The organism is Pseudomonas sp. SDT291_1_S447 (assembly GCF_054070155.1).
This window is the reverse complement of record NZ_JBSVXS010000014.1, coordinates 40,070-64,603: the sequence shown is the minus strand read 5'-3', so window position 1 is coordinate 64,603 and position 24,534 is coordinate 40,070. Positions and strand designations below refer to the sequence as shown.

28 protein-coding genes are annotated in these 24,534 nt (G+C 58.3%); 16 read left to right on the top strand and 12 right to left on the bottom strand.

Features of this window, described 5'->3' with window-relative positions; genetic code table 11:
- Positions 1-5 precede the first annotated feature (5 nt).
- From ACW9IR_RS07650 to gabP, 4 genes are all read right to left on the bottom strand, one after another.
- The gene (locus ACW9IR_RS07650; protein ID WP_102899038.1) at positions 6-1,322 is read right to left on the bottom strand and encodes a hypothetical protein; all 1,317 of its coding nucleotides are present in this window, start codon (positions 1,320-1,322) and stop codon (positions 6-8) included.
- Between the two features lie 338 nt (positions 1,323-1,660).
- Positions 1,661-2,074 carry a PaaI family thioesterase gene (locus ACW9IR_RS07645; RefSeq protein WP_102899039.1) on the bottom strand — a complete coding sequence of 138 codons (414 nt, stop codon included), beginning with the start codon at positions 2,072-2,074 and terminating at the stop codon, positions 1,661-1,663.
- Positions 2,075-2,206: 132 nt separating this feature from the next.
- Complete coding sequence (gene gbdR / locus ACW9IR_RS07640) at positions 2,207-3,307, bottom strand: choline metabolism transcriptional regulator GbdR (protein ID WP_457462526.1); 1,101 nt, start codon at positions 3,305-3,307, stop codon at positions 2,207-2,209.
- Positions 3,308-3,359: 52 nt separating this feature from the next.
- Positions 3,360-4,760 (bottom strand): GABA permease, encoded by a 1,401-nt coding sequence (gabP, locus tag ACW9IR_RS07635; RefSeq protein ID WP_150729044.1) that lies wholly within the window; start codon positions 4,758-4,760, stop codon positions 3,360-3,362.
- Positions 4,761-5,185: 425 nt separating this feature from the next.
- Between gabP and ACW9IR_RS07630 the strand changes: the two genes are divergently transcribed.
- The 4 genes from ACW9IR_RS07630 (at position 5,186) to ACW9IR_RS07615 (ending at position 7,939) form a co-directional block, all read left to right on the top strand.
- A complete protein-coding gene (locus tag ACW9IR_RS07630; protein WP_457462524.1) occupies positions 5,186-6,049 on the top strand; it encodes a helix-turn-helix domain-containing protein in 864 nt (287 codons plus the stop codon).
- A 128-nt stretch (positions 6,050-6,177) separates the two neighbouring features.
- The gene (locus tag ACW9IR_RS07625) at positions 6,178-6,309 is read left to right on the top strand and encodes a hypothetical protein (RefSeq protein ID WP_457462522.1); all 132 of its coding nucleotides are present in this window, start codon (positions 6,178-6,180) and stop codon (positions 6,307-6,309) included.
- 32 nt (positions 6,310-6,341) lie between these two features.
- Complete coding sequence (locus ACW9IR_RS07620; protein WP_457462520.1) at positions 6,342-7,220, top strand: arginase family protein; 879 nt, start codon at positions 6,342-6,344, stop codon at positions 7,218-7,220.
- 242 nt (positions 7,221-7,462) lie between these two features.
- On the top strand, positions 7,463-7,939 hold the full coding sequence (locus ACW9IR_RS07615) for a short chain dehydrogenase (RefSeq protein ID WP_457462518.1): 477 nt from the start codon (positions 7,463-7,465) through the stop codon (positions 7,937-7,939).
- Positions 7,940-7,986: 47 nt separating this feature from the next.
- Here the strand turns inward: ACW9IR_RS07615 and ACW9IR_RS07610 are convergent, their stop codons facing one another.
- Entirely contained in the window at positions 7,987-8,421 is a 435-nt protein-coding gene (locus ACW9IR_RS07610) for a DNA methylase (protein WP_457462516.1), read from the bottom strand.
- Positions 8,422-8,616: 195 nt separating this feature from the next.
- Here ACW9IR_RS07610 and ACW9IR_RS07605 point away from each other — a divergent pair, with 195 nt between their 5' ends.
- Together ACW9IR_RS07605 and ACW9IR_RS07600 are read left to right on the top strand one after the other, a co-directional pair.
- Entirely contained in the window at positions 8,617-8,865 is a 249-nt protein-coding gene (locus tag ACW9IR_RS07605; RefSeq protein WP_435036989.1) for a DUF6555 family protein, read from the top strand.
- A 2-nt stretch (positions 8,866-8,867) separates the two neighbouring features.
- Positions 8,868-9,260: a GFA family protein gene (locus tag ACW9IR_RS07600; RefSeq protein WP_110719797.1), complete on the top strand. Its 393-nt coding sequence runs from the start codon at positions 8,868-8,870 to the stop codon at positions 9,258-9,260.
- Positions 9,261-9,328: 68 nt separating this feature from the next.
- Here ACW9IR_RS07600 and ACW9IR_RS07595 read toward each other — a convergent pair whose 3' ends face one another.
- The gene (locus ACW9IR_RS07595; RefSeq protein WP_457462513.1) at positions 9,329-10,336 is read right to left on the bottom strand and encodes an NAD(P)-dependent oxidoreductase; all 1,008 of its coding nucleotides are present in this window, start codon (positions 10,334-10,336) and stop codon (positions 9,329-9,331) included.
- A 496-nt stretch (positions 10,337-10,832) separates the two neighbouring features.
- Between ACW9IR_RS07595 and ACW9IR_RS07590 the strand changes: the two genes are divergently transcribed.
- Together ACW9IR_RS07590 and ACW9IR_RS07585 are read left to right on the top strand one after the other, a co-directional pair.
- Complete coding sequence (locus ACW9IR_RS07590) at positions 10,833-11,195, top strand: DUF6124 family protein (protein WP_457462511.1); 363 nt, start codon at positions 10,833-10,835, stop codon at positions 11,193-11,195.
- Between the two features lie 225 nt (positions 11,196-11,420).
- Positions 11,421-11,639 carry a hypothetical protein gene (locus tag ACW9IR_RS07585; RefSeq protein WP_007916145.1) on the top strand — a complete coding sequence of 73 codons (219 nt, stop codon included), beginning with the start codon at positions 11,421-11,423 and terminating at the stop codon, positions 11,637-11,639.
- A gap of 371 nt (positions 11,640-12,010) precedes the next feature.
- Here ACW9IR_RS07585 and ACW9IR_RS07580 read toward each other — a convergent pair whose 3' ends face one another.
- Entirely contained in the window at positions 12,011-12,202 is a 192-nt protein-coding gene (locus tag ACW9IR_RS07580) for a Rossmann-fold NAD(P)-binding domain-containing protein (protein WP_258014066.1), read from the bottom strand.
- Positions 12,203-12,694: 492 nt separating this feature from the next.
- Between ACW9IR_RS07580 and ACW9IR_RS07575 the strand changes: the two genes are divergently transcribed.
- The 7 genes from ACW9IR_RS07575 to ACW9IR_RS07545 all read left to right on the top strand — a co-directional run bounded on the left by ACW9IR_RS07575 (position 12,695) and on the right by ACW9IR_RS07545 (position 17,716).
- Positions 12,695-13,057 (top strand): DUF6124 family protein, encoded by a 363-nt coding sequence (locus ACW9IR_RS07575; protein ID WP_457462509.1) that lies wholly within the window; start codon positions 12,695-12,697, stop codon positions 13,055-13,057.
- A 286-nt stretch (positions 13,058-13,343) separates the two neighbouring features.
- Positions 13,344-13,535, top strand: a complete 192-nt coding sequence (locus ACW9IR_RS07570; protein ID WP_102899049.1) for a PLD nuclease N-terminal domain-containing protein — start codon at positions 13,344-13,346, stop codon at positions 13,533-13,535.
- A 198-nt stretch (positions 13,536-13,733) separates the two neighbouring features.
- Entirely contained in the window at positions 13,734-14,879 is a 1,146-nt protein-coding gene (locus ACW9IR_RS07565) for an AI-2E family transporter (RefSeq protein ID WP_457462507.1), read from the top strand.
- A gap of 32 nt (positions 14,880-14,911) precedes the next feature.
- A complete protein-coding gene (locus tag ACW9IR_RS07560) occupies positions 14,912-16,102 on the top strand; it encodes a DUF2955 domain-containing protein (RefSeq protein WP_457462505.1) in 1,191 nt (396 codons plus the stop codon).
- Positions 16,074-16,412, top strand: coding sequence for a potassium channel family protein (locus ACW9IR_RS07555; protein ID WP_457462503.1), 339 nt, complete (start codon positions 16,074-16,076; stop codon positions 16,410-16,412). Before ACW9IR_RS07560 ends, ACW9IR_RS07555 begins: the two co-directional genes overlap by 29 nt.
- 177 nt (positions 16,413-16,589) lie before the next feature.
- Complete coding sequence (locus tag ACW9IR_RS07550; protein ID WP_457462552.1) at positions 16,590-17,150, top strand: nucleotidyltransferase family protein; 561 nt, start codon at positions 16,590-16,592, stop codon at positions 17,148-17,150.
- 98 nt (positions 17,151-17,248) lie between these two features.
- Entirely contained in the window at positions 17,249-17,716 is a 468-nt protein-coding gene (locus ACW9IR_RS07545) for a thiol-disulfide oxidoreductase DCC family protein (RefSeq protein WP_457462501.1), read from the top strand.
- Here ACW9IR_RS07545 and ACW9IR_RS07540 read toward each other — a convergent pair.
- Together ACW9IR_RS07540 and ACW9IR_RS07535 are read right to left on the bottom strand one after the other, a co-directional pair.
- Entirely contained in the window at positions 17,700-18,191 is a 492-nt protein-coding gene (locus tag ACW9IR_RS07540; protein WP_457462499.1) for a DUF2269 family protein, read from the bottom strand. The two genes, ACW9IR_RS07545 and ACW9IR_RS07540, sit on opposite strands and share 17 nt — an antisense overlap.
- Before the next feature lies 1 nt (position 18,192).
- The gene (locus ACW9IR_RS07535; protein ID WP_457462497.1) at positions 18,193-19,320 is read right to left on the bottom strand and encodes a saccharopine dehydrogenase family protein; all 1,128 of its coding nucleotides are present in this window, start codon (positions 19,318-19,320) and stop codon (positions 18,193-18,195) included.
- A gap of 270 nt (positions 19,321-19,590) precedes the next feature.
- On the opposite strand from ACW9IR_RS07535, the gene ACW9IR_RS07530 reads away from it, so the two are divergent.
- Entirely contained in the window at positions 19,591-21,177 is a 1,587-nt protein-coding gene (locus ACW9IR_RS07530) for an EAL domain-containing protein (protein ID WP_457462496.1), read from the top strand.
- Between the two features lie 20 nt (positions 21,178-21,197).
- Here ACW9IR_RS07530 and ACW9IR_RS07525 read toward each other — a convergent pair whose 3' ends face one another.
- The 3 genes from ACW9IR_RS07525 to ACW9IR_RS07515 are packed head-to-tail and all read right to left on the bottom strand — an operon-like array spanning position 21,198 to position 24,507.
- Entirely contained in the window at positions 21,198-21,446 is a 249-nt protein-coding gene (locus ACW9IR_RS07525) for a hypothetical protein (RefSeq protein WP_457462494.1), read from the bottom strand.
- Between the two features lie 52 nt (positions 21,447-21,498).
- Positions 21,499-24,162, bottom strand: coding sequence for an alpha-ketoglutarate dehydrogenase (gene mdeB / locus ACW9IR_RS07520; RefSeq protein WP_457462492.1), 2,664 nt, complete (start codon positions 24,160-24,162; stop codon positions 21,499-21,501).
- A 36-nt stretch (positions 24,163-24,198) separates the two neighbouring features.
- Entirely contained in the window at positions 24,199-24,507 is a 309-nt protein-coding gene (locus ACW9IR_RS07515) for a putative quinol monooxygenase (RefSeq protein ID WP_457462490.1), read from the bottom strand.
- Between the last annotated feature and the right edge of the window lie 27 nt (positions 24,508-24,534).

Genomic DNA, 24,534 nt, shown 5'->3' with positions numbered 1-24,534 from the left:
TGCTATCAGCGAACGTCGTACCCCAACATAAACAACGAACGCTCCAACATGCTTAATGTCACCGTGTAACTCTGCGCGTCGAGAACTTTGCCCGTAGTCCACAGCAAGCGGCTGCTCATCCGCACAAGCTCAGCCCACTCCCTGTTGCGTGCAGGAATGTCGCTGGAGGTGGTATAGATGTTTGTGAAAATGAAGAGGTCTTGCGAAGGATTTCTCGTTTCATCCTTCTGGTTCGCGGTCTTGGTATTCGGGCCCCAGCGAAATGCCAAATCCGCAGGAACCGTGCGCTCAGCATTTGCCAAAAGCCAAGTGCGCGCCAACAACCCCAATGCTGCACCCACACGACCGTCATAAATAATCAAGCTGTCCGGCGCCGCGGCGGCATAGATCTTGGTCATCGCCGAATTCATCAACAGTGTTTTTCCGTTGAAATCGTCCAGCGGGTCTGCACATGCGCGGTCAAGCAACTTAACGGCCCTGCGGATTGAACGGCACAAGGTCTTGGCTGCCGCCTGCGACTCGACCCACTGCAAAGAAGCATCGTCAGCCTTTCGAGCAACGCCACCCCAGGCAAAGATCGCCTTGCACGCGATCAACGCCACGGCTTCATCATTGTTCTCCAGACTCTTGCGCAGCTCAGCGGCGATGCTCGCAAAATCATGCGGGGCAGCCTTTTCAGGCCAGCAATAGTGCTGGTTCGCTTGGCTTAAGCTCTGGCACCACCAATCGCTGGCGCCATGCCGAGCTCTCCAGTCTTTCCAGGAATGGTGCCTACTGACCTTGTAGCGATGCGAAAACGAACCTGCTGCACCTGTCCATAAACCGCTCAGATACTGAGCAAAATCAAATTGCCTGGCAGTGAGCAAACCCTTCCCGACTCGTCGTACCGGGTTCGAAAATGAAAGATCATTGGCTGCGAGAGGCGTCACGAGCCAGACAGCATTAGGCGTCGATGTGCGAATATCGACCACGCCGAGTGCTTGCAGAATTGGCAGTACGTAATTGATGTTGCGCGGGCCGTACGCCCCGCTCAAGGTAACTCTACTGGCACGACAGAGCGGGCCGGATAGCGTCGGATCATTGTTCGACTTGATCAGGCACGGACTTTCAATCCCATGGCTGTGTTGGTGAAGGTAATTCAGCGCAGCTTCGAACGCCGATCTGAGCAGAACGTGGCGCTTGGAGGCGACCAATACGATCACCCGGTCATCGGCGAAACCTTCAACGATGTATTCACTGCGTTGGGACGGAGTCCGAAGTCGACTCAGCTCTCCCATGCGCGACCAGGCACGAGAAATCGTTTGCACCACCCTCTGCGTCATGCTGATTCCTTTCTATCTCAAAGCTGCTCGCGACTGACTGAAACTGGCTGGCCGATCCATCTCCAAGATCGCCAATATGATGTCGAAAAGGCGCACGAAGGTGCTCCCTTTCCCATGATTCCACTTCAGTCTGCTTTGGCAGCGGCGCCCGATTATGCACAGGAAGACATCGAAATGCCATCACGCCGGACACCGACCAAAGTTCTATCGACGCGGCCGAAACTCAATCAGAAACGGCCTTGATTGGCTTACCGTACGAGTTTCGACGGGTGCGCCAAAAGATGCAGTGGCGCAAGGGTTAATGGCACAGTGACCAACGCTTTGATGAATACTCACTTTCAACCCATCGGCACAGCAAACACCGCACTGGCCCGCGCAACGTTTCGTTCGCCGACATGCAAACTAACAGCAGCAAACGCCAGTTGCCGGCCTTTTTTCGAGTACTCCAAACGCACTTCCAGCCACTCGTTCATCTGCACCGCGCCGAGGTAATCCAGTGTCATGCTCGCCGTGATCAATGGCTGCGGAGGGTCGCTGGAAAACGCCATGGCGTAACCCATCCCGACATCGGCCAATGTAGCCAATACCCCGCCATGCAAGGTGCCGCGGCCGTTGGCATGGCGTGAGTCAGTCAATAAGCCCAGTTCCAATTGCAGCCCGCTGCCGCGCGCGTAGATCGGGCCCAGCAAATCCAGCAACGGGCTGCTGCGGGTAAACGGGGTGAATCCTTCGGGAATTGCGCTGGCGTCCATGGTTCCTCCGTGTGCCGGTGACTCACCGGTTTCATTGACCTGAACAGGAGGATTTATGGGCAATCACCTGATGGAGCAAGAACTATACGGATGCGGAATCTCCAGCGATCAACCGCAGAACAGCCCAAGCGATCAACCCGTCGACGCCAAATCCGTGCGCTCCATCATTCGAACGCTGGCAAACGTCGATTCGTTGCGTGCCTGATCAAACGTCGTCAGCGGCTTGATCATTGACGGCTGCGTTACCGGTTTACGGCTCATTTCAGAACCGGATCGCTCATCACTCGGCGGCACGCCAAAGTGCTCGCGATAGCATTTGGAGAAATGCGGGGTGGAGACGAAACCACACACATACGCCAGCTCAACGATCGACAAGGAGGTTTGCTTGAGCAACTGTCGCGCTCGAATCAGCCGCAACCTCAAGTAGTAGCGTGACGGCGTGCATTGCAGGTATTTCTGAAACAGCCGCTCCAGCTGCCGACGTGACAAATCGACGTATTCGGCCAGGTTATCCAGGTCGATCGGCTCTTCGAGATTGGCCTCCATCAAAGCAACAACTTCTTGCAGCTTGGGCTGATGCGTGCCGACCACATGTTTGAGCGGCACTCGCTGATGGTCCTGCTCGTTGCGGATGCGCTCGTAGACGAACATCTCGGAGATGGCGTTGGCCAACTCACGACCATGATCGCGCGCAATCAGGTGCAGCATCATGTCCAGCGGCGCGGTGCCGCCGGAGCTGGTGAAACGGTTGCGATCGAGGGTAAAGAGGCTGGTGCTGACGGAGACACGCGGGAAAGCTTCCTGCATGGCCGCCAGAAATTCCCAATGCACGCTGCACTCGTAGCCGTCGAGCAACCCGGCTTTGGCCAGCGCCCAGCTACCGGTGCACACCCCGCCCAAGCGCTTCGATTGACGCGCCAAGGCTTGCAACCAAGTCGTGTGCTCGCGGGTAATCGAACTCTGGATGCCGACGCCACCGCAGACGATGACCGTGTCCGCCACAGCGGGATTGCTCCACGCTCCATCCGGGGTGATCGGCACACCGTCGCTGGCCCAGACCGCCGCGCCATTGGGGCTGAAGGTATGCCAGCGATACAGCGTTCGCCCCGTCAGTTGATTGGCCATGCGCAATGGCTCGACGGCGGACGCCAGCGACATCAGGGTGAATTTGTCCAACAGCAGAAAACCAACGGTTTGTGTCTTACCGTCGGCCGCGGTGGGGGTCGATGACATCATGTCCTCATAAGGATCAGGCTGAGATGCAGCATCAGGTTCGGGTAAACACCTACCCCACCGACGTGACCCTCGCCGCCGGCGCAGGATGACGCGACGTCACCAGGCCGATAAAGGAAATCGCCAGCGCCAAGCCGATGGTTGTGGTGACTTCAGTGCGGTGTTCCGGGGTAATCATCATCACCGCCAACGCTGCACAAATGAACACGATCACCAGCCATGTCAGCCAGGGAAACAGCCACATGCGAAAGGTCAGCTCGACGTTGCGCTGTTGCAAAATCCGCCGCATGCGCAACTGCGACACGGCAATGGCGAGGTAGACCAGCAAGGCAATCGCCCCGGAGCTGGCCAGCAAGAACTGAAACAGCCCGGCGGGCATGAAATAGCTCCACACGGTGATTGACGCACCGATCACGGTGCTGGCGATGACCGCTGCGCGCGGAACACCTTCCGAGGACGTCGCCTTCAGCATCTTCGGCGCATCGCCACGACGACCGAGCGAAAACAACATGCGCGAGGCAATGTAGATCGAGGAGTTCATGCAACTGGCTACGGCGATCAGTACGACGATGTCGACCATAAACTTGGCATGGGGAATGTTCATGATTTCCAGGGCCCGCTGATAGGAACCTACCGAGGCCAGCAACGGATCATTCCAAGGCACCACAGAGATGACCACGAAAATCGACAGCAGGTAAAACACGCCGATACGCCAGATTACCGAACGCGTGGCCTTGGCAATGTTTCGCGACGGGTCGTTGGATTCAGCGGCGGCGATGGTCACCGCTTCGGTACCGATGAAACTGAACATGATGGTGATGAACGCGCCGACAACCGCCGACAATCCATTGGGCGCAAATCCGCCATGCTCAGCCATCAGCCCGCTCAAGCCGCTAACTTCGCGGTCGGGCACCCAGCCCATCAACACGGCAAAACCGACACCGATAAAACCGATGATCGCCACGACTTTAGCCATGGCGAACCAGAACTCGAATTCACCGTATTTGGACACACTGAACAGGTTGGTCACCACTAGCGCAATGATCGAGCCCAACGCGAACAGCCATGCATCAACCTGCGGAAACCATTGGTTGAGTACATGCCCGGCGGCGAGCGCTTCGATAGGAATCACCAGCACCCAGAACCACCAGTAGAGCCAACCGATAGTGAACCCCGCCCAGCGCCCGATGGCCTGGTCGGCATAGGTCGAGAACGAGCCAGTGTCGGGGTTAGCCACCGCCATTTCGCCGAGCATGCGCATGACCAGCACCACCAGCAAACCGGAAAACAGATAGGCCAGAAGAACCGCCGGCCCCGCCGCCGCAATGGCATGCCCCGAACCTACGAACAAACCGGCGCCGATAATCCCGGCGATGGACAACATAGTGACGTGACGAGGCTTGAAGCCCTGCGCCAGTTGGCTACTCGAATCCGTTGAGTTCGGGCTGATCATTGGTTTTTTTATTCTCTGCTGATCGACATTTAAGCAAGTTGACCGGGCAAACGAGTACGCTCGTTGCCTGCTGAACCTCCCGAAAGAAGCCCGTTCAACCGCCGCAGTTCTTATCAACCCCATGATCTGAATGGGGTTATTTTGATGTGAAGACACGTCACCTTACCCGGCCTGCCGGACGACTCAATAGCCTGATTGCGCCATGGTTGTGTCTGATATCGACATGCAAAGACCGAATGGTCGGGATGGATACCCATAAGTCAGAGAGAAGTCTCTGAATAGCTTGCGGGTTCGTTGTGCCTGCTCGTCTGATAGCATCCTTGCTAGCGAACCCACTCTGCGAGTCAGTTACTACGACAATGGCCATTCTCTACCCTCCTCGATCCTTGCTTGCGAAAGAGCGACTCGACTATTGGAGCGAGGTGGTGTGCGCCACCTATGGCCTGACCAGCCAGCGCACGCTGTCCGACACGCCATTCGATGGTCGTCTCAGCGCTAACACGCTAGGCGATATTCTGCTGACGCACATCTCATCCGCGCCCATCGAATACCAGCGCAGACAGACAGATTCAGGCGTTGAGCAGTTTTTTCTTTGCCTCACCCTCAGCACAGAAGCTGAACTGGAGCAACGCGGGCGACGATCGGTACAGGCTCGCGGCGATATCGTGCTGTTCAACAGTGCCGAACCCTACCAGTGCCGTTTCCCCAAGGGAGACGATCAGATCGTCATTGCGATCCCCCGCGAACGGTTGATCCAGCACTTGCCCAGACCCGAAGCCCTGGTCAGTCGCACGCTCGAGAGCCATTCGGCACTGGCAAGACTGGCCGGCAACATGATGGTTGAAGTGCTCGATACCGGCCTTCAGCAAACCCGTGCCGGCGAACGCTTGAGTGGCGCGTTGCTGGAAGTGCTGGCCACAGCTTTCGAAGGCGCGTTCGACCTCGCGGATCTTGGCCATTCCAGCCGTCATGACGCGCAACTGATGAAAGCCAAGGACTTCTTGCTGGCCAACCTTGAGGACACCGGGCTGGACCTCGCGGCCATCGCACAAGCCATTCATGTCTCCCCGCGCGCACTCAGCCGTCTGTTCGCCATGGAAGGCACAACGGCCACTCGATGGCTGTGGCAGCAACGCCTACAGGCTTGCCGGGCGGCGCTGATGAAGGGCCCGTCTCGCAGCGTCAGCGAAGTCGCACTCTGCTTTGGTTTCACTAACATGGCGCACTTCAGCCGCGCCTTCAAAAGCGCTTTTGGGGTTTCCCCCAGCGCCTTTTCGAAACAGCAATGACCGCTTGGCCAGTCAGGCGAAGTGTCTGGCCAGCTCAGCAAAGCGCACGATGCGGGTCATCGGCACCATGACTGACATTCGGTTGCCTGACCCATCAGGCAACCACTGACAGGATTTGGAGACAGTCAATGAAAGCCTTGGTGTTAAAACAGTCGGGCCACCCACACATCGACAGCACCTTCTCACTGGAACAGTTCGACACGGCTTACGCACGGCTGGAATCACGCCAAGCCAGCGGCACCGTACTTGTTCGCCTCTGAGCCGCCTGCTCGCCCCCTTCAGGAATCTCGGCATGACCCCTTCGAACGATAAAACCCTGCGCCTGCTTTTCCCCCAATGGCAGGGTGGCAACAACCCGCCTTATCATTTCGGCGCGCAACTGTTGGCCTGGCTGGCACCCGATCCGCACGGGCCGGTGGCTGAGGTGCCGGTCGCAATGCCAAGCGACGAGCCATTACCGATGGAGAGCGGGATCCGCGGGCGTAGCGTGTTGTTGCAACAACTGCGCAGTGCGCGGGCGATTATCGATGAGCATGCACCGGATCGGATGGTCATTCTCGGCGGTGATTGTCTGGTGGATCTTGCACCGTTTGCCTACCTCAACGAGCGCTATGCAGGCGACCTCGCCGTGCTCTGGGTCGACGCGCACCCCGACGTGTTAACGCCTGCGGACTTCGCCAACGCCCACGCCATGGTGCTGGGCAATCTGCTGGGCGAAGGTGATGCGGACTTTGCTGGTGCAGTCAAATGTCCGCTGAAACCGGCAAACGTGATGTATGCCGGTTTGATGGAAACAATGCCCGTGGAAACCGCTCTGATTGAACGCCTGGGACTGCAACACGCCAGCCCCGCGCAACTGGCCCACAGCAGCGAACCGGTGTTGCAATGGTTCCGGTCCACCGGCGCAAAACATCTGGCCATTCACCTGGATCTGGATGTACTGGACCCGCAGGGTTTTCGCTCGCTGCTGTTCGCCAATCCAGAAGCGCCCGAGGGTGCATTCGACGGCGTCGCCCAAGGCAGGATGTCCATCGCCCATGTGGTACGGCTGCTGGCCGACATTGCCAGCATTGCTGACGTTGTAGGCATCGGCATCGCCGAACACCTGCCGTGGGATGCACTGGCGTTGAAAAACATGTTGGCGCGTCTTCCGCTGCTCGGTACTGTCTGAGCCATAGACCAGTGATAGCGTTTGGTGCCGTTCCTCAAACGCCACCTCGGGCCTGACGGACATAGAAAAGCCCCTGGCACCCGATGAACCTGTGGCGCTGCTGCTTCGTCCGGTCTTCATCGGGCCAAGTTGTTTTCACCGTTACCGGTTCATTTCGGGACAGCGCCTACCTTTCCTCCTTTACATGGAACGACAGTCGATCCTTGTTCTCTACCGCTGAACCTACAGCGGAGGGATTGACCATGATTGCCCCTGAAACCGGTATGAGAGCGGGTGAGCGTTATCGCATTGAAAGCGTCGAGCGTGCGCCACAATTTCCTGGATTTTTCCTCGACGGCAAGTATTACCTGGGTCCCGAGTTGCAAACGGCCGTCGGCTGGCTCGAAGGGCAGAATTTCTTGTATGACCAACTCGATCCCAATGGCGAACCGGTTTATCCAGGCAGACTCGTTGGCACGATCACCAAGCGAACGCTGGAACTGGCAGATAGTTTGCGTCTGAGCATCGAGGAAGTGCCGTTTCAGGCAGAAGTCGTTACGCCACTCCAGACGTTTGACGAAGCGAGCATTGCAACCCGACCACTGGCGATATCGCGGCGACATGCAGCAGCAGGCTTGCGCCAGCCGATGCAACCTTCGGCGCTTCTGGTTGCAGGCGCTGCATTGCTGGTCGGGCTGTGTCTGCTGGCAATCAATCGTTCTGGTCGTCGAGTCAGGTAGCCTTCGCACGACGCGGGTAGTGGCCGCTGCTTTTTCACGGCCCGCGCTCAAAGGCTGATCGCAGAGCCTGCTTCGCGCATGAAGATTTCCACGGTTTTCGGACCGATGCCGTCGAATTCTGCGAGGCGTTTTTCAAAGGCCTGGCGATCAGCGCTGGCCTCGACCATATGGCAGACCTTGCCCGCATACTCGTCGTTTAACTTGCGGGCCAAGGCGTGAAGGCGTACGGCGGTGGTCTCGTCATAACGCACGTAATGCGCCTCCCCGAGCATCGCGACCAGTTCACGATGGCTACACGCCGCCAGTTTGCGCGGTGTATCGCGCCCGTGTTTATCAGCGATCACCCGATAGGCTTCGGCAGCGATTTCGGCCTGTATCCGCTTGCCCATCAAGAAACTGGCAAGCAGCCATTTGAACAGTGCAGCGTCATCGTTGTGCTTGAGCTGAATGTTCAAATCCTCGGCGCTGATGGTCTTGTTCACCGGTTATCTCCGGGGCTGAAATCGTGGGGTATTTTCGTCCGCGTGTGTGCTTGGCAGACGCTTGATCTTTAGGCCGCCGCCGGTTCCAACCGTTCAAAGCAAAGCGTTTTTCAGCAGCCTGAAACAAACCCCGAAAATCCTTTGAATTTTTTGGGTCGGCAAAACTCATTTGCGTATGAGCGTAAGGAGGAACGCATGAGCAACGTCGACATCTTCGTCATCGAATACAAACTGCACGGCCAGCCAAAGTCATTCGTCATTCGCGCAAAGAGCATGCGCAACGCTGACGCATGGCATTGGGCGAGCTGCGACGCCGGCATTGCGCCGATTCCCAAACCCGGCAAACCGCCGTTGAAAGTCATCTCCAAACCCCAGGCCGAGCGGTTCGGCATCACCGAGGTGAAATGGCGCGAGACGGCAACGGTGGACTGGATGGAGGCTTAGTCATGCTCAAACAGATCGGCAGCACACCCATCCGTCGCGACCATCGCGCCAGCTGTCATTGCGGCGCGGTGATCCTCGAAATCCACTTGCCCGAAGGCCTGCCCGCGCCGCACCGCTGCGACTGCTCGTTCTGCAAACGCCGAGGCGCGATCGTCGCGGCAGTGCCGGCGGCTGACCTGAAAGTGATCCGAGGAAAATCCGCATTGTTGAAGTACAGTTTTGGCCAGCAGGTGGCCGAGCATTTTTTCTGCGGTAACTGCGGCATCTATACCCATCATCGACGCAGTACCAACCCGCAGGAGTTTGGTTTCAATGTCGGCTGTCTTGAAGGGGTTAATCCTTATGATCTGGGCGAGGTGCCGGTAGCGGATGGCGGGGCTTGGCAGTCGCCTTAGCTGGCGAGCGCATCAAGGCTCGCCAGCGGTTCAATGAGCAAGATCGGCATTGCCGAAAGCGACCTGCCTTATTGCACCTTCAGCTCAAGCAACTCACCGCCCTCCTTGCTCAGACGCTCCAGATAAGCACCGGCCTCCAGCAACTGATAAGGAAAGTACAGGCCTGCAGGCGTCGGCGCTCGACCGTCGAGCCCAAGCAATCGCTCCAGCAGCATGGCGACGCTCAGCCCCGTAAGTGCAGCGGCGCCTGCCGGGTGAACGAGGGCATGCCGGGTGTGCAACGGTCGCCCTTGATGATCCTCGCCGATCATTTCGATGAGGATCTCGGTCGACATCGGCCCGCCCGCGCGCCGTGATGAACTCACCCCGCTGGCGAGATTGAACTGAACATTCGGCGCATCGGTCGCGGCCGCCAGCCCAGTGACGTCGATGGATGAAAAACCAGTGGCTTGCATCGGCGTACCGTCCAGCGCACGGAAGCTGACGTTCTTGTCCGCCCCTTCTCGCCAGATGTATTCCCCGTCGCGTCGAGTCAGGGCGGCGGGCAGCATCTTGTTCAGGTGTTCGAAATCCTTGGCCACGGTCGGCCCGCCACCGTCCTCCTCGTCGACCAACGCATCGATGCGGATGTCGCGCACCCGGGCAAAGGCCTCAGCAATGCGCAGCGCCGCTACCGTCGTTGCACCCACCATCCACTCGTAACCCAGCACGATGGGGGACGCGTCAGGGCGATGGATGTAACTGGCGATTTGCGGCGCAATCTCGAAAATGCCGGACGAAATGCTCAGATGCGGAATCTGGCGCTTCTGCGCGAAACGCAGCCCGGCAAGGGAATGATCCATGTAGAAAACCGCCACGGCGCTGACCGGCCGATCGCCCAACCCCAAGTCGTCGGCAGCAGGATCAATGACCACGCCCTGCGCCCCGCCCATTTCCTCGGCAGCTTGTTGCGCCTTGGCCAGGTCGCGGCCGCCGATCAACAATGGGACGTCGGGATAGGCAGCGCGCAACGCTTCGGCAGAACGGTGGCCAATCGCGCCGGAACCGCCCAGGAATAGAATTGGATGAACTGACATATGTATCCTTCCTCGTCTTTTTGGGGTTGCAACTTAGTGTTGGTGCGTGCCCGGGCGTGAGGGTTCCCCGCCATTGCCTGAGCTGGAAAGTGGACCGACGAATGTCAGTTTGAACGGTGTGTTGATGAGGCGTGTTTAGGAGTTTTCCGTAGCTGTTTAAAAGACACTTCGCGTTACCTGCTTAAGGCTACAACGTCTTGCGCCGTTGCCTACGACTACGCCAGAATCCGCCGGCTTGTGCGTCTGGGGTGCGGGTTTTATCGTTTCCGGGTCACTGAAAAACAGTGATGGGGTTTGGTAGCCCGCTTCCATATGACGCATAACGTCACCGTGCGCAGATGCTTTTTCAGCATTTGTCTTATGGTGGCCATGCGCAGGGCGTCCTCGGGCGCGCCGGATTTTCCATATGGGCCGGTCTACCAACCTTCGTATGGCCACCACCTTTCGTTTGGTAGCGAAGGTGATGGCTCCTTAAGTCCCATATGGAGCTTCATCTATGTTCAAACCGACGCCGAATCCACCAGAAACCGATCCAGTCTCACCCTACAAATTCCCAGACTCCCGAACACTCAACGACGCAGCCGAGCGCGCCCTCGATTACTACCTCACGCCAACCCAACGCATCATGGGCAGCGACCAGAAACACGCGCCCATGTTTCTGGCCAACGCCGACTACGACAGCGAGTCCCTGCTCGTCAACGCCAGCGAGTCCCTTAGTTCATCCACCGAAATGCTGTGCAACTTCGCCGCCCTGCTGGACCCAGGCCACCGCAAAACCGCACTGGGGATTGCGCAAGTGGTGATGCTGGGGGAATTGGCGGTGAATCGAGCGCTGGATAATGTTGTGCCGGTGGATTGAGGGGTAATCCCTTTGTGGCGGTGGTGTGGCTGCTGTCACAAAGGGATCAAGATTGCATTGGGCGTCTGCTTTCGGCCAGAAGCGACCGGACTGCCTGATAAATAAATCTGTCCCCATTCCACCCGGCGATGAGTTCCCCTTCCTTGAACCATGAAGGCAATGTGATAGCATGCGCTCGCCCCCGGAGAGGGGGAATTTTTCTACATCCCGCAAGGAATATGCCCCGTGAAAGACTTCGTCATCAGCGTCAACAACACCGTCCTCTATCTCTCCCTAGCGTTCATCTGGCTGGTCGCTATCGTCGCGATTTTCACCAGCGGGTTCCTCCCGGCGCTGGGTATCTTCGTGGCCGGCACCCTGTGCTGGTGCATCATTTCCGGCTTCTGGTTCGTCCAGTCGGCGACCTACGAAGAACTGCGCAAGCTAAACGCAAACAAAGGCTGAAACGTCAGGGTGGAGCAGTAAGTGCCCCGCCCTACCCTGAGCGCTTGGTTCCGTGCCGAGCGCTCTCGCCCACTTTGAATGGCTCGCCTAAATCCCGCATTCTCCGAAATCCTGAAATTCCCGCCATTCCTTTTCTGCCAATAAAAGCCCAGTACTATCTTTCAAGAAATATCCCCGTCCCTTGTTCTCATCCGCTGAGTGACGAACTAAAGGTGGTTTGGTTTGGGACATTTTCTGACTCTGCCATAGCTGACCGACATCAGAGCTGCACTCTCATGGCATCTCAACGATTTACCGGTCGAATACGACTACGTAGAACAAAAAGAAGAAATGGGACAGATTTATTCTCTGAAAATAAATTTGTCCCTTTTTTACTGATCGGCAGCAGGATCAATGACCACGCCCTGCGCCCTGCCCATTTCTTCTGCGGCTTGCTGAGCGTTGGCCAGGTCACGGCCGCCGATCAGTAAAGGTACGTCGGGATGGGCGGCGCGCAAGGCTTTGGCAGAACGGTGGCCGATGGCGCCGGAGCCGCCCAGGAACAGAATTGGATGAACTGACATAGGTATCCCTCCTCGTCTTTTTGGGTTGCAACTTAGTGTTGGTGCGTGCCTTGGCGTGAGGGTTCCAAGCCATTGGCTGAGCTGGAGGATGGATCGAAGAATGTCAGTTTGAACGGCGTGTTGATGAGGCGTGTTTAGGAGTTTTTCGTGGTTGTTTAAAAGACACGTCGCGTTACCTGCTTAAGGCTACAACGTCTTGCGCCGTTGCCTACGACTACGCCAGAATCCGCCGGCTTGTGCGCTTCAAGGGCCACCGGTAACTTGGTTCGCATCACTGATTCCCAGTGATCGGGTTTAGTAGCCCGTGGTAAATGAAAGTGCACAAGCGTCCATCAAAAGGTATTCACGTACCTGCACTCGATGGCGGCTGTGCGTAGGGCGCCCTCGGGCGCGCCGGCTTTCTTCTTTTCCCCGGTCTACTAACCTGCGTACAGCTGCCACCCCCTGTTTAGTAGCTCGGTGCGGCGGCCACATAACAGGAAAAAGAAGAACATGTTCAAGATCACGCCGAACCCGCCGGACACAGATCCGGCCTCCCCGTACGAATCACCCAACTCCAAGAAATTCCACGAAGCCGCCGAACGCGCCCTCGATTACTACCTCACCCCAACCCAACGCATCATGGGCAGCGACCAGAAACACGCGCCCATGTTTCTGGCCAACGCCGACTACGACAGCGAGTCCCTGCTCGTCAACGCCAGCGAGTCCCTTAGTTCATCCACCGAAATGCTGTGCAACTTCGCCGCCCTGCTGGACCCAGGCCACCGCAAAACCGCACTGGGGATTGCGCAAGTGGTGATGCTGGGGGAATTGGCGGTGAATCGAGCGCTGGATAATGTTGTGCCGGTGGATTGAGGGGTAATCCCTTTGTGGCGGTGGTGTGGCTGCTGTCACAAAGGGATCAAGATTGCATTGGGCGTCTGCTTTCGGCCAAAAGCTGACCTCAAGGTGTCTTCGGAATCAAAGGTGATTCAGCCCTCCAATAATTACGGCATTTGCAATCCACAACAGAGCAGCGCGGATCTGTCTTGCCCATTTGCGCGAAGAAGCAAAAAGCGCGGCCCGTTTTTTCGCAGGCCCAACACCACGTTGCGTTTTATGGCCTATCTTGAAGCGTAACTTCACTCGCAGGACTGCATACATGGGCTCTTTTTTGTACGACCTTATCGCCTTCGTCATTTTCGTTCTGGATATCTGGGCAATCATCAATGTGGTGAAAAGCTCGGCAGAAACACCGAAGAAAGTTTTATGGGTGGCGCTGGTCGCGCTTCTGCCAGTGATCGGCCTGATCATCTGGGCAATAAAAGGCCCTCGTAGCGAAACACGGGTATGAGCCTCCAAAACGTTCAGTAGCGGGATCACCCCGCTATGAAAGGGGGCATAAGGTCTCCGGTATTCCTCTAAAAAACACTCAAGCGATCCCCCCGACGGTTATAAATCTGCGGTCATGGGGATGGTTTTCTGATCGCCCAACCTTCGAAAAATCAGCGTCTATACTGCCTCCACGCGACGAACAGCAAGGGATTAGGCAATGTTAAACACAAACATTTCTGCAAGGGCGCTATCCGGTGGTTTGCTCGATGTGTTGATTCGCGCCGGACTGATCACGGTGCTGGTGCTGTTCTGCTTTCAGATCTTTGAACCCTTCCTCAATCTGATGCTTTGGGCAGTGATCCTGGCGATCACCCTGTACCCACTGCACACCCTGCTTAAGCGCAAATTGGGCAATAAAGATGGCCGCGCCGCCACGCTGATCGTCGTGGTCGCCCTGGCCTTGCTGATGGTGCCGATTTATCTGCTGGGCACCTCAATCACTGAATCGGTCGAAGGCGCCCTGGCAATTCTCAAGTCCGACACCGTGACCATTCCGCTGCCCAACGAAAAAATTACCACCCTGCCGCTCATTGGCGAACGGCTCTATGCCTTCTGGTTGCAGTCGGCGACCGACATGAGCAGCGTGGTGATGAAGTTGATGCCGTACATCAAAACAATCGGCTTGACCTTGCTGGGCAAGATGGCTGGGGTTGGCGTGGGCTTTCTGTTGTTTATCGGTGCCCTGATCATCGCCGGTGTGCTGATGGCCTACGGCGACAACGGCGAACGCAGCGCCATCGCCATCGCCACCCGTCTTTCCGGCCCGGAGCGCGGCCGACGCATTGCGACACTGTGCACCGCGACCATTCGCGCGGTCGCCCAGGGCGTGGTGGGTATCGCCTTTATCCAGATGCTGCTGGTGGGCGTCGGCTTCGTGCTTATGGGGGTGCCCGGTGCCGGGCTGCTCGCCATGGTTGCGCTGTTGATGGGGATCATGCAGTTGCCGGTAATCCTCGTGACGGTGCCGGTAATCGCCTATGTCTTCGCCACTGACGGCACCACGCTCGGTACCGTCGTTTTTTGCATTTACAGCCTGATCGCCGGCATGTCCGACAACGTCCTCAAGCCATTGATGCTCGGCCGCGGCGTCGACGTGCCGATGCCGGTGATTTTGATCGGTGCGCTGGGCGGTATGGTCAGCGGCGGGTTTATCGGTCTGTTCATTGGGCCGGTGATGCTGGCGGTCGCCTATCAGCTGTTCTGGCAGTGGATCGACGACCAGCCGCACATCGAGGTTCTGGATGAACTATTGAGCGTTGAGCCACCGCAACGTGGGTCAGCGAACGAGCTCCCGCCGGTCTGAGGCGCATGCGCTTGAAGGCATGTCCTGCCCGCATGAGCCGGTTACTGCTGTGTGCCGCCGTGGGCCTGAGTGGCTGTGTGCGTCTGGGCCCGGACTTCCAGTCACCGACCCAACCTTGGGTTGAGCACTGGAATTTCGGTCAGGCCCTGCCTATCCCTTTTATCGCACCGATGCTGGCGGTGATGAACCGACCGCTGCCGTTCAAGGCCAGCCTGGGCCTGGCCCTGGTGCTGATGATCACCACCGGCAGCGGCTTGCTGCTGATACCGTTGTTGCAGTATTACGCGGCGGTCGGCGTGATGCTGGTTTGCCTGGGCCTGTTTCTGGTGTTCCGCTATGGCATGCGAGGCGGCAGCGCGCTGGTCGCGACCTTCATGGTGGTCGGCTTGACGATGATCAGCGCGGCCGGCGCCACCGACTTCGATCTGGCCCTGCAGGTGGTGGTCTCGTTGGTCAAAGGCATGCTGCTGGCGCTCACGGCGGTGTCGATCAGCCACTGGCTGTTCCCGGATCCCATCGATACACGACCACCCGCCCCCGCACCGACCCTGTCGGCAGATGAGGTCAACTGGCTGGCGTTGCGCGCCGCGCTGGTGGTGATGCCTGCCTTCCTGTTGGCGCTGATCGATCCGGCCAGCTACATGCCGATCATCATGAAGTTGGTCAACCTCGGCCAACAGAGCACCGTTACCAGCGCGCGATCTGCCGGGCGGGAACTGCTCGGCTCAACCCTGCTCGGCGGCCTGCTGGCGATTATCTTCTGGTTCGCCCTGGGCCTGTTCGTCAATCTGTGGATGTTCTTCCTGTGGATGCTGCTGTTCGGGCTGCTACTGGCCCGAAAACTCTATGGGCTGAGCCCTGGCCGCTACACGCCGGGTTTCTGGCTCAACAGCCTGATGACCATGATCATTCTGCTCGGCCAGTCGGTGCAGGACAGCGCCGCCGGCAAGGATGTCTATACCGCCTTCGCGATCCGCATGGGGTGTTCATTCGGGTCACGCTGTATGCCTGTGCGATGGTTTATCTGCTTGATAATCGCCGGCAACGTCGCAACGCCTCTAACCCAACCTCTACAGAGGATCGCACATGCTGATCAATTTCCTCGTGGGTCTGCCGGTGATCGTGCTCTGCGTGGTTTTGCAGGCGGTGTTCCTGGCCCTGTGTGCGCGGCGTTATGCGTCGCAGCAGCGCAAGATGAAAGCGTGCCACTCCAAGACAGATGACGTGCGTTTGTTGTCGATGGTCATGGTGGTGATGCTCATCGGCAACTATGTGCAAATGGCCCTGTGGGCCTTGCTGTTCCTGCTGCTAGGCGAGTTCAAAGACTTCACCAGCGCGCTGTATTTTTCCGGCGTGACCTTCTCCACGTTGGGCTATGGCGATGTGGTTCTGAGCCCGCAATGGCGCTTGCTCAGCCCGCTGGAGGCGGCTAATGGCATTCTTATGTTCGGTGTTTCTACGGCAATCATGACCGCTGCCGTCATGGACATCATCAAACAGAACGCGATTGGCGAACAGGAGCGTTCGCGTTGAAACATTGCGGCTTAGGCCGCGGCTTTCTTTGATGAAGTCGACAATCCGCTCTTGGCCGAAAGCGGACATTCACGACGATCCGCTTCTGGCCAAAAACAGTCGAAAGCACTCATCGAATGTCACGATTGTGGCTACCTTTGACAAGATCAAATGACCAAGCGCAATGAGAAAAACCCAATGCAGCACGAAGCACAGCTAAAAACCCTGCTCACTCAGAATCCTGTAAGGATGAAAATCCTGCACATAGCTCGCGATCTGAACTTGCCGGACTGCTGGATTGGCGCCGGTTTCGTGCGCAGCCTGGTGTGGGGTCACCTGCATCAGCGCCAGTCTTCAGCGCTGCGCGCAGATATCGATATCATCTGGTTCGACCCGGCACGTGCCAGTGCGCAAGTAGATTCGGCACTGGAAAGCATACTCTCTAGCCTCTGTAGCGAATTGAACTGGTCTGTAAAAAATCAGGCTCGAATGCACTTGCGCAACGCCGATGCTCCCTATCGCTCTGCTGCCGATGCAATGACCTATTGGCCCGAAACCGCAACCGCCGTCGCTGTCAGACTTGATCATCACGATGAGATAGAGGTTTTGGCGCCGTTCGGGCTGGAAGATCTGTTCTCGCTGGTGGTGCGGCCAACAGAGCGATTCAGAATCGAAAAACATGCCATGTTTCTGGACCGCATTCGAGCCAAAGCGTGGCGTGAGACTTGGCCCGACTTGATATTTGTCACGGAGCGGTGAGTTCACACTCTCGCCGGTTCTTGCCAGGTACGGCCATTCGCAGACAGCAACTTCTGACGCTATGATCGCAACATTCCATCTCTCCCGAACCCAACCCAATGCCCACCTCAAAAACCCGCCCAAGCCCCGCCCCGCTCCTCACCCCCGGCGAATCCGTGGTCCTCTTCGATGGCGTGTGCAAACTCTGCAACGGCTGGGCACGCTTTCTGATCCGCCACGACCACCAACACCGCGTACGCCTCGCCTCCGTGCAATCGCCCGAAGGCCAAGCACTTCTGGCGTGGGCCGGCCTCCCCATCGATCAATTCGACACCATGGCCGTCATCCGCGACCACCATTACTGGGAACGCTCAGACGCCTTCTTCGAAGTCATCAGCCAACTCCCGACCCGCTGGCAACCGTTGCAGTTGCTGCGCATTTTCCCCCGCAGCCTGCGCGACTGGGCCTACAACCGTATCGCGCTAAACCGCTATCGCCTGTTCGGCAAATACGACACCTGCCTGCTCCCCACCCCAGATCACGAACAGCGCTTCCTGAAAGCCACCGCAGCTACACCAGAAAGCTGAACAACTGCACCGGCGTCATCTTCGTGACCATCATCAGCACGATGACAAACATTCCGGCAAAACCCATCACGCCCATCCAGAACCATTTCCGGTACACGGCTTGATACTGCTCATCCAGCGCCGCGCCCACTTCGCTCGCACTCGCCGCCATCACGCACAGGCGTTTCTGCAAAAGCAGCACCGGCAACCACAGCGAGCCGACGCAGAAGAAGATGATCAACGAGGTCAGCACCCACTCGGTGCTCATGCTCAGCCCCGACAGGCGCATCAGCAGATAACCGGTGATGATCTGCACGAAACCGGCCGGCGTGGTGATCCACGTGTCGAAGCCGACGACCATGCGCGCCACGTGGGCGATCACTTGCGGATTGCGCGTGCGGCTGGCGGCGATCAGGTAGAGGTAGGAGCCCATGCCGAAACCGAACAGAAAAATCGCGGCGATGATGTGCAGGTATTTCAGGCACAGGTAGAGCATGTCAGCGCTGCCCGTCCGAGTAGTTCACGACCAGGCTCAGGTTGGCCGGGTCGTTGATCGCGGCCATGTACTCGGCGACGCTGATTTCGCCCACGCACGGTCGGGCGCCAGCGGCCGGTACGTAGCCCGAAGCCATTTTTGTCGCCAGGGCCACGGCGGCGCAGCTGGGGATTTCCGGGCCTTCGTCGTTCAGGGCGGTGAGTTGCGCGGTCATCGACAGCGGTTTGCCGTCAACCCCAAGGCCCCGCACGTCGATGTACATCGCGCTTTTGCCATCACCGAAACGCTCGAAGCGCAGGCCCAGGCGATGCAGTCTGCCGGCCCACAGGGCATGGTCGCGAACAAGTCCGACTTTCAGTGCCTGCGCCAGCAAACCGTTGGCGATGCCGCCGAGTTTGAGCCCGGCGCCGGCCTTGAACTTCAGGGTCTGCGCGCCATAACGGCTGGCGAAGATGTCCATGTCCGGGACATCGACGTTGGCCAGCAGCCTGGTACCCATCTGCGGCATTTTGCGCAAGGTCAGGTCCAGCCAGCCGGACACTTCATGCACCTTGCCGTTTTTGAGTTGCTTGATCGGTTTGCCGGCATAGGCGAGTACGCCTTCGATGGTCGACAGCCCCGGCATTTTCGCCGATGAGGAAATGCCATGCTCAATCGAGTCGATGCGGGAAAAGCGCTGGCGCTGTTCATCGATGATTGCCGACGACAGCGTCGGCACCGAACTGCAACCGCTGAGGATCGCCACGCCAGCCTGTTTCGCCCGCGCATCGAGCACGTCGATGCCGTTGACGAAAGTTCGGCAGTCCGCCAGATCGCAATAGTTCACACCAGCATCAATACAGCTCTCGGCGACGGCATAGGATTGCCCCTGAAACGGCCCGCCGGTGTGGACGACCAACTGAATGTTCAGCGCGCTCAATGCGGATTTGAACTCGCCGCCCATGGCGTCGCCGCACCAGCCTGTGCAGACGTTGGCTGAATGACGGTTGAGCTCATCGAGTTTATTTTGCAACTTGCGCGGATGGCGCCCCGAAAGCACCAACTCCACATCCGCCATCAACGCCAGATGCCGGCACACGATGCTGCCGAAATTTCCGTAACCACCGACCACCATCACCCTGAACGGCATGCAATTCTTCCCTAAGTCATTCCATCACACAGGCGTGCAGGATATAGGGCCGAACGTCAGCAAGCCATTCAGATCCGTTGCTCGCCACCCATTTGCGCTACTACCGGGTACGCAGCGGTGAAACGCGCGGTTCCGGTTTTGGGGCTTGATCCATTCATCACACCCATTGATCTGCAGCAATATCGATAAGCCGCTGCCGTCGTAATCTGTCTTTGCTGAAATCAGCCGTGCTGTGCGCACGTCACAGGCCTGTGGCCAAGGTGGCGACAAATGAATAAAAAACGCATCGTCTGGGGGAGCATTCTCCTGGGGCTTCCGTGTGTCTTGCTGCCAGTGATTCTGATGGGCTACCTCGCCTGGATGCTCAATCTGGCGTCTGCTCAGCAGCGTCTGGAAACCCTCGCCGCCGTGGCCTCCAGCCGCGCCAACGGCACGTTCAATGAAGCCGCCGGGGCACTGAAAACTATCGCCGGTTCCGAGCTGGCACCGTGCACGCCCGAGAGTATCGATGAGATGCGCCTGCTGACCATCAACACGTTAACGGTGAAGTCCGTCGGCTATGTCGAGCAAGAAATCTACGCATGCGGTTCATGGGGCTTAGTCGGCCATCACGTGACGCCATGGCGCGAAGACTTCACCACCGCCGACGGTGTGCGCATATCTCTCGGTGTGCAGTCGCGCATCGTCCCTGCCAAACCGATGATGGCGCTGCAATACGCGGCCTTCAATGTGCTGGTCGATCCCGCGCAATTTCTCCATGTGATGCTGGACGAAGACCTGCACCTGGCAGTCGGCACCTCTGCCGGGGATCTGGTCGGCGTCTCACGTCCGGGCGCCGAACATTTTTTGACACGCGTGCATTCCGGCCCCGCCTCGGGTCTGCAGGACGGTTATCTCTACACCCTCGTGCACAGCGGCGATTGGGTCGCCATCGCAGCTCTGTCGCGCCGGGATCTGCTGCAAGGCCTGATCCGCATGGAGATGTTGCTGCTGCCGATCGGCGGGTTGCTGGCCGGCATCCTGGCGCTGCTGATCATCAGGCGCACCCGTCAATGCCTGTCGCCGCTGGCCGAACTGCAGCAAGCCGTGCGCAATCGTGAGTTCGTCGTTCATTACCAGCCGATCATGGATTTGAGCGAAGGGACATGCATCGGCGCCGAGGCACTGGTGCGCTGGCAACGTCCGGACGGCAGGCTGGTGCGACCCGACGCGTTCATTCCGATGGCTGAACACAGCGGCCTGATCCTGCCAATCACCGATCAAGTGATCGAGTGTGTGATGCGCGATCTCGGCCCGCTGCTGGTCGAACAGCGCGATTTGCACGTGGCAATCAATCTGGCCGCCGAGGACGTTTGCAGTGGCCGTTTTCTGCCCAAGCTGGAAGCTGCGTTGAGCCAGATCGGCGTGCGTGCGCATCAAATCTGGCTGGAAGCCACCGAACGCGGTTTTGTCGAAATCGACTCGGCCCGCAACACCGTCGATCAGGCCCGCGCACTGGGTTATCTGGCCGCCATCGACGATTTCGGCACCGGTTTCTCCAGCCTTCAACACTTGCAGCAATTACCGCTGGATGTACTGAAGATCGACAAGTCGTTCGTCGACACCATCGACAAGGCCCCTGACGCCGGTTCGGTGATCAACCACATCATCGAAATGGCCAAGAGCATGCGCCTGCAGATTGTCGCCGAAGGCATCGAAACCCCGGCGCAGCTGGATTACCTACGCGATCACGGTGTGCATTTCGGTCAGGGCTGGTTGTTTGCCAAACCGATGCCGGCCGAAGAGTTTCAACGGTTCTATCAAGAGCAGGCGAGCGTTGTGATCGATCATGATGCGCAGGAGGCCGTGCTCCAGTAGGTTTAAGGTTGCCTGCCACCCTACCGTTTGGACAAACGAAACACCGTCATCGGCCATTGCACCCGCGGCGTGCCGTCATTGAACAGACCGACGCGATCCATTTGCGCAGCAGGCAGCCAGAGTGTGCCGTCGCGATCAAGAAACGGCGCATCAACCCAATGCAAGCTTGCGCACCCGGCCAGCACGGCTGCAAGCATCAGCCCATATAAAGGGGCGCGTGCGACTTTTACAGATGTGACGCCGAATTCGACCAAAGTACCGAACGACATGGATCTGCCTCTGATGTGGGTTGATGAAAGAAGCGACACACGACGTGTAGGCTCAGCAGTTCCAAGGAGCTTCGGCGTCGGCGTCGATAGCGTATTTCGCCCGAGCCTGGGTATGTGCCTGCGGATCGACCGAAGCAAGCGCCGCCAAAACGATGTGATAGCGATCCACCTCAAAGAAGCTGCGCAACTCCGCGCGTGTGTCGCTGCGTCCAAATCCGTCGGTGCCCAGGCAGATGCACGGCGCCTGTAAATACGGCACCACCAATTGTGCATAGGCGCGCACGTAATCACTGGCTGCCACGACTGGCGCGTGACCGGGCAGACAATGCAGCAGGTGACTCTGGCACTCGACATCGCCGCCGAACACTTGCTGACGCTGCACCTCGCGGGCATCACGGGCGAGTTCGGAGAAGCTGGTCACGCTCCACACTTCGCTGCTGACTTGCCACTCTTGATCCAGCATGTGCGCGGCGGCAATCACCTCGCGCAGAATCGCTCCCGAACCCAGTAAACGAACCGCCGGTACCTCCTCGCCATAGCGGGCATAGAGGCGCATGCCGCGAATCACATCCGCGTGTTCGTCTGGTTCAAGTGAGGCCTGAACGTAGTTCTCGTTGGTTACCGTCAGGTAATAGAACTCATCTTCTTGCTGCTCAAGCATGCGCCGGCTGCCATGGTCGATGATCACCGCCGCCTCGCTGGCAAATGCCGGGTCGTAGGCGCGGCAGTTAGGCACAGTGGCTGCCATTAACTGACTGGAGCCGTCCTGATGCTGCAGTCCTTCACCGGCCAGCGTTGTGCGCCCCGATGTGGCGCCGATCAAAAAGCCTCTGGCGCGCTGATCGGCCGCTGCCCAGATCAGATCGCCAATGCGCTGAAAACCGAACATCGAGTAGTAGATGTAGAACGGCAACATCGGCTCGCCATTGACGCTGTAGGACGTGGCCGCAGCGATCCAGGAAGAAATCGCACCGGCTTCGGTGATGCCTTCTTCGAGCAGTTGCCCGTCGGTTGATTCCTTGTAATAGAGCAGCGCGCCGGCATCTTCTGGCTCGTACAGCTGGCCGACAGATGAATAAATCCCGATCTGCCGGAACAGATTCGCCATGCCGAATGTGCGCGCTTCATCGGCGACAATCGGCACAATGCGCGGCCCCAATTGTTTGTCCTTGATCAGATGGGTGAACAGTCGCACCACCGCCATGGTCGTCGAGTTTTCACGCTCATCGGCCTTCAGCGCAAAACGGCCATAGCTGTCGAGCGGTGGCACTGCTATGGGTGCAGCCACACCGTTGCGCTTGGGCAGGTAACCGCCGAGTGCCCGTCGCTGCTGATGCAGGTATCGCAGCTCGGGGCTGTCGTCGGCCGGTTTATAGAAGCGCATTTGTGCCACGGCCTCATCGTCCAGCGGCAAGGCGAAACGATCACGGAATGCCTTGAGCACTTCGATATCGAGTTTTTTCTGCTGGTGCGAGGTGTTGCGCGACTCGCCGATCTGGCCCATGCCGAAACCTTTCTTGGTTTTGGCGAGCACCACGGTCGGCCTGCCCTTGTGCTTGCGCGCGGTCTCGAACGCGGCATGCAGCTTACGAAAGTCGTGACCGCCCCGGCGCAACGCATCGATCTGCTCCGGGCTCATGTCTGCAACCAACGCCTGCAACTGCGGGTCCTGGTCGAAGAAATGGCTGCGGTTATACGCACCGTCATTGGCGCCCAGATTCTGGTACTCGCCATCCACCATCCCGGCGAAGTGGCGTAACAATGCATGGCCGTTATCGCGGGCAAACAGTGGGTCCCAGTCCGAACCCCATAACACCTTGATCACATTCCAGCCGGCGCCGCTGAACAGTGACTCCAGTTCCTGAACGATTTGCCCGTTGCCGCGTACGGGTCCGTCGAGACGCTGCAGATTGCAGTTGATCACGAAGGTGACGTTGTCGAGACTCTCACGCGCTGCCAGCGAAAGCGCCGCGATGGACTCCGGCTCGTCCATCTCGCCATCACCAAAAACGCCCCAGACATGCCGCCCCTCTGTCGAGGCAATTCCACGATGCTGCAAATACCGCAGGAACCGTGCCTGGTAAATCGCATTGATCGGGCCAATCCCCATTGAGCCCGTGGGAAACTGCCAGAAGTCGGGCATCAGCCAGGGATGCGGATAGGAACACAATCCGCCGCCCTTCACTTCTTGCCGGTAACGCTCCAGTTGCGACGCCTGCAAACGCCCTTCAAGAAAGGCCCGCGCGTACACCCCGGGGGCAGAGTGCGCCTGGAAATAAACCAGATCACCCCGCCCGGCTTCGCTGTCCGCACGGAAAAAGTGATTGAAGCCGACCTCGAAAATTTCCGCCGCCGAGGCGTAACTGGCGATGTGACCGCCCAATTCGCCATAGGCCTTGTTCGCCTTCGCCACCATGGCCAGGGCGTTCCAGCGAATGATCGAGGTAATGCGCTCCTCCATCACCAGATCCCCGGGATAAACCGGCTGCTGTTCGAGCGCGATAGTGTTCTGGTACAGCGAATACGCACTCGCCGTCGTTTGCACGCCGAGACGGCTGGCCTGCTCGGCCAGGCGCAACAGCAAGAACCGCACGCGCGGTCTGCCGCCGACTTTGGCGACACCTGCCAGGGCTTCCAGCCACTCGTTGGTTTCAATGGCATCGATGTCTTCGTGAACCGGCGTTCCGTGGGTTGGCCGTGGCGCGGTATCTTTCATGGCAGAACACCCTGACAGGTTGAATGGAAGACTGGATCAGTTCGAGACGTGCTCAAGAAATATCAGTTGCAGCGGCTCCTCCAGGAGCTCATCCGCCGCGGCGGCAAAGCGCTTGAAGTAAGGCATGGCGAAATGCGCATCCAGTGCCGCCTGATCCTTGAAGGCCTCGCGCATGTAGAACGTGCCGCGCTGGTCGCGCAGTTCAAACAACACATAGTCGAGATTGCCCGGCTCTGCGCGTGTCGGTTCCACCAGCGCCAGCAAGCCTTGTTTCAAGGCCTGTTCCTGGCCTGACTTGGCCTTGAGCACGGCAATCGAGATCAATGCTTCTGTAGACTTGCTCATCTTCAATACTCCAGGGACCGGTTGCAT

Coding starts and splice junctions, on each gene's coding strand:
- ACW9IR_RS07560 (WP_457462505.1), top strand. CDS start 14,912: ATGAGCCGGTTACTGCTGTGTGCCGCCGTGGGCCTGAGTGGCTGTGTG.
- gabP (WP_150729044.1), bottom strand. CDS start 4,760: ATGATCAGCCCGAACTCAACGGATTCGAGTAGCCAACTGGCGCAGGGC.
- ACW9IR_RS07570 (WP_102899049.1), top strand. CDS start 13,344: ATGGGCTCTTTTTTGTACGACCTTATCGCCTTCGTCATTTTCGTTCTG.
- ACW9IR_RS07565 (WP_457462507.1), top strand. CDS start 13,734: ATGTTAAACACAAACATTTCTGCAAGGGCGCTATCCGGTGGTTTGCTC.
- ACW9IR_RS07650 (WP_102899038.1), bottom strand. CDS start 1,322: ATGACGCAGAGGGTGGTGCAAACGATTTCTCGTGCCTGGTCGCGCATG.
- ACW9IR_RS07535 (WP_457462497.1), bottom strand. CDS start 19,320: ATGCCGTTCAGGGTGATGGTGGTCGGTGGTTACGGAAATTTCGGCAGC.
- ACW9IR_RS07575 (WP_457462509.1), top strand. CDS start 12,695: ATGTTCAAGATCACGCCGAACCCGCCGGACACAGATCCGGCCTCCCCG.
- ACW9IR_RS07625 (WP_457462522.1), top strand. CDS start 6,178: ATGAAAGCCTTGGTGTTAAAACAGTCGGGCCACCCACACATCGACAGC.
- ACW9IR_RS07550 (WP_457462552.1), top strand. CDS start 16,590: ATGCAGCACGAAGCACAGCTAAAAACCCTGCTCACTCAGAATCCTGTA.
- ACW9IR_RS07590 (WP_457462511.1), top strand. CDS start 10,833: ATGTTCAAACCGACGCCGAATCCACCAGAAACCGATCCAGTCTCACCC.
- ACW9IR_RS07540 (WP_457462499.1), bottom strand. CDS start 18,191: ATGCTCTACCTGTGCCTGAAATACCTGCACATCATCGCCGCGATTTTT.
- ACW9IR_RS07595 (WP_457462513.1), bottom strand. CDS start 10,336: ATGTCAGTTCATCCAATTCTATTCCTGGGCGGTTCCGGCGCGATTGGC.
- ACW9IR_RS07580 (WP_258014066.1), bottom strand. CDS start 12,202: ATGTCAGTTCATCCAATTCTGTTCCTGGGCGGCTCCGGCGCCATCGGC.
- ACW9IR_RS07525 (WP_457462494.1), bottom strand. CDS start 21,446: ATGTCGTTCGGTACTTTGGTCGAATTCGGCGTCACATCTGTAAAAGTC.
- ACW9IR_RS07605 (WP_435036989.1), top strand. CDS start 8,617: ATGAGCAACGTCGACATCTTCGTCATCGAATACAAACTGCACGGCCAG.
- ACW9IR_RS07545 (WP_457462501.1), top strand. CDS start 17,249: ATGCCCACCTCAAAAACCCGCCCAAGCCCCGCCCCGCTCCTCACCCCC.
- ACW9IR_RS07615 (WP_457462518.1), top strand. CDS start 7,463: ATGATTGCCCCTGAAACCGGTATGAGAGCGGGTGAGCGTTATCGCATT.
- mdeB (WP_457462492.1), bottom strand. CDS start 24,162: ATGAAAGATACCGCGCCACGGCCAACCCACGGAACGCCGGTTCACGAA.
- ACW9IR_RS07600 (WP_110719797.1), top strand. CDS start 8,868: ATGCTCAAACAGATCGGCAGCACACCCATCCGTCGCGACCATCGCGCC.
- ACW9IR_RS07530 (WP_457462496.1), top strand. CDS start 19,591: ATGAATAAAAAACGCATCGTCTGGGGGAGCATTCTCCTGGGGCTTCCG.
- ACW9IR_RS07620 (WP_457462520.1), top strand. CDS start 6,342: ATGACCCCTTCGAACGATAAAACCCTGCGCCTGCTTTTCCCCCAATGG.
- gbdR (WP_457462526.1), bottom strand. CDS start 3,307: ATGTCATCGACCCCCACCGCGGCCGACGGTAAGACACAAACCGTTGGT.
- ACW9IR_RS07645 (WP_102899039.1), bottom strand. CDS start 2,074: ATGGACGCCAGCGCAATTCCCGAAGGATTCACCCCGTTTACCCGCAGC.
- ACW9IR_RS07555 (WP_457462503.1), top strand. CDS start 16,074: ATGAAAGCGTGCCACTCCAAGACAGATGACGTGCGTTTGTTGTCGATG.
- ACW9IR_RS07515 (WP_457462490.1), bottom strand. CDS start 24,507: ATGAGCAAGTCTACAGAAGCATTGATCTCGATTGCCGTGCTCAAGGCC.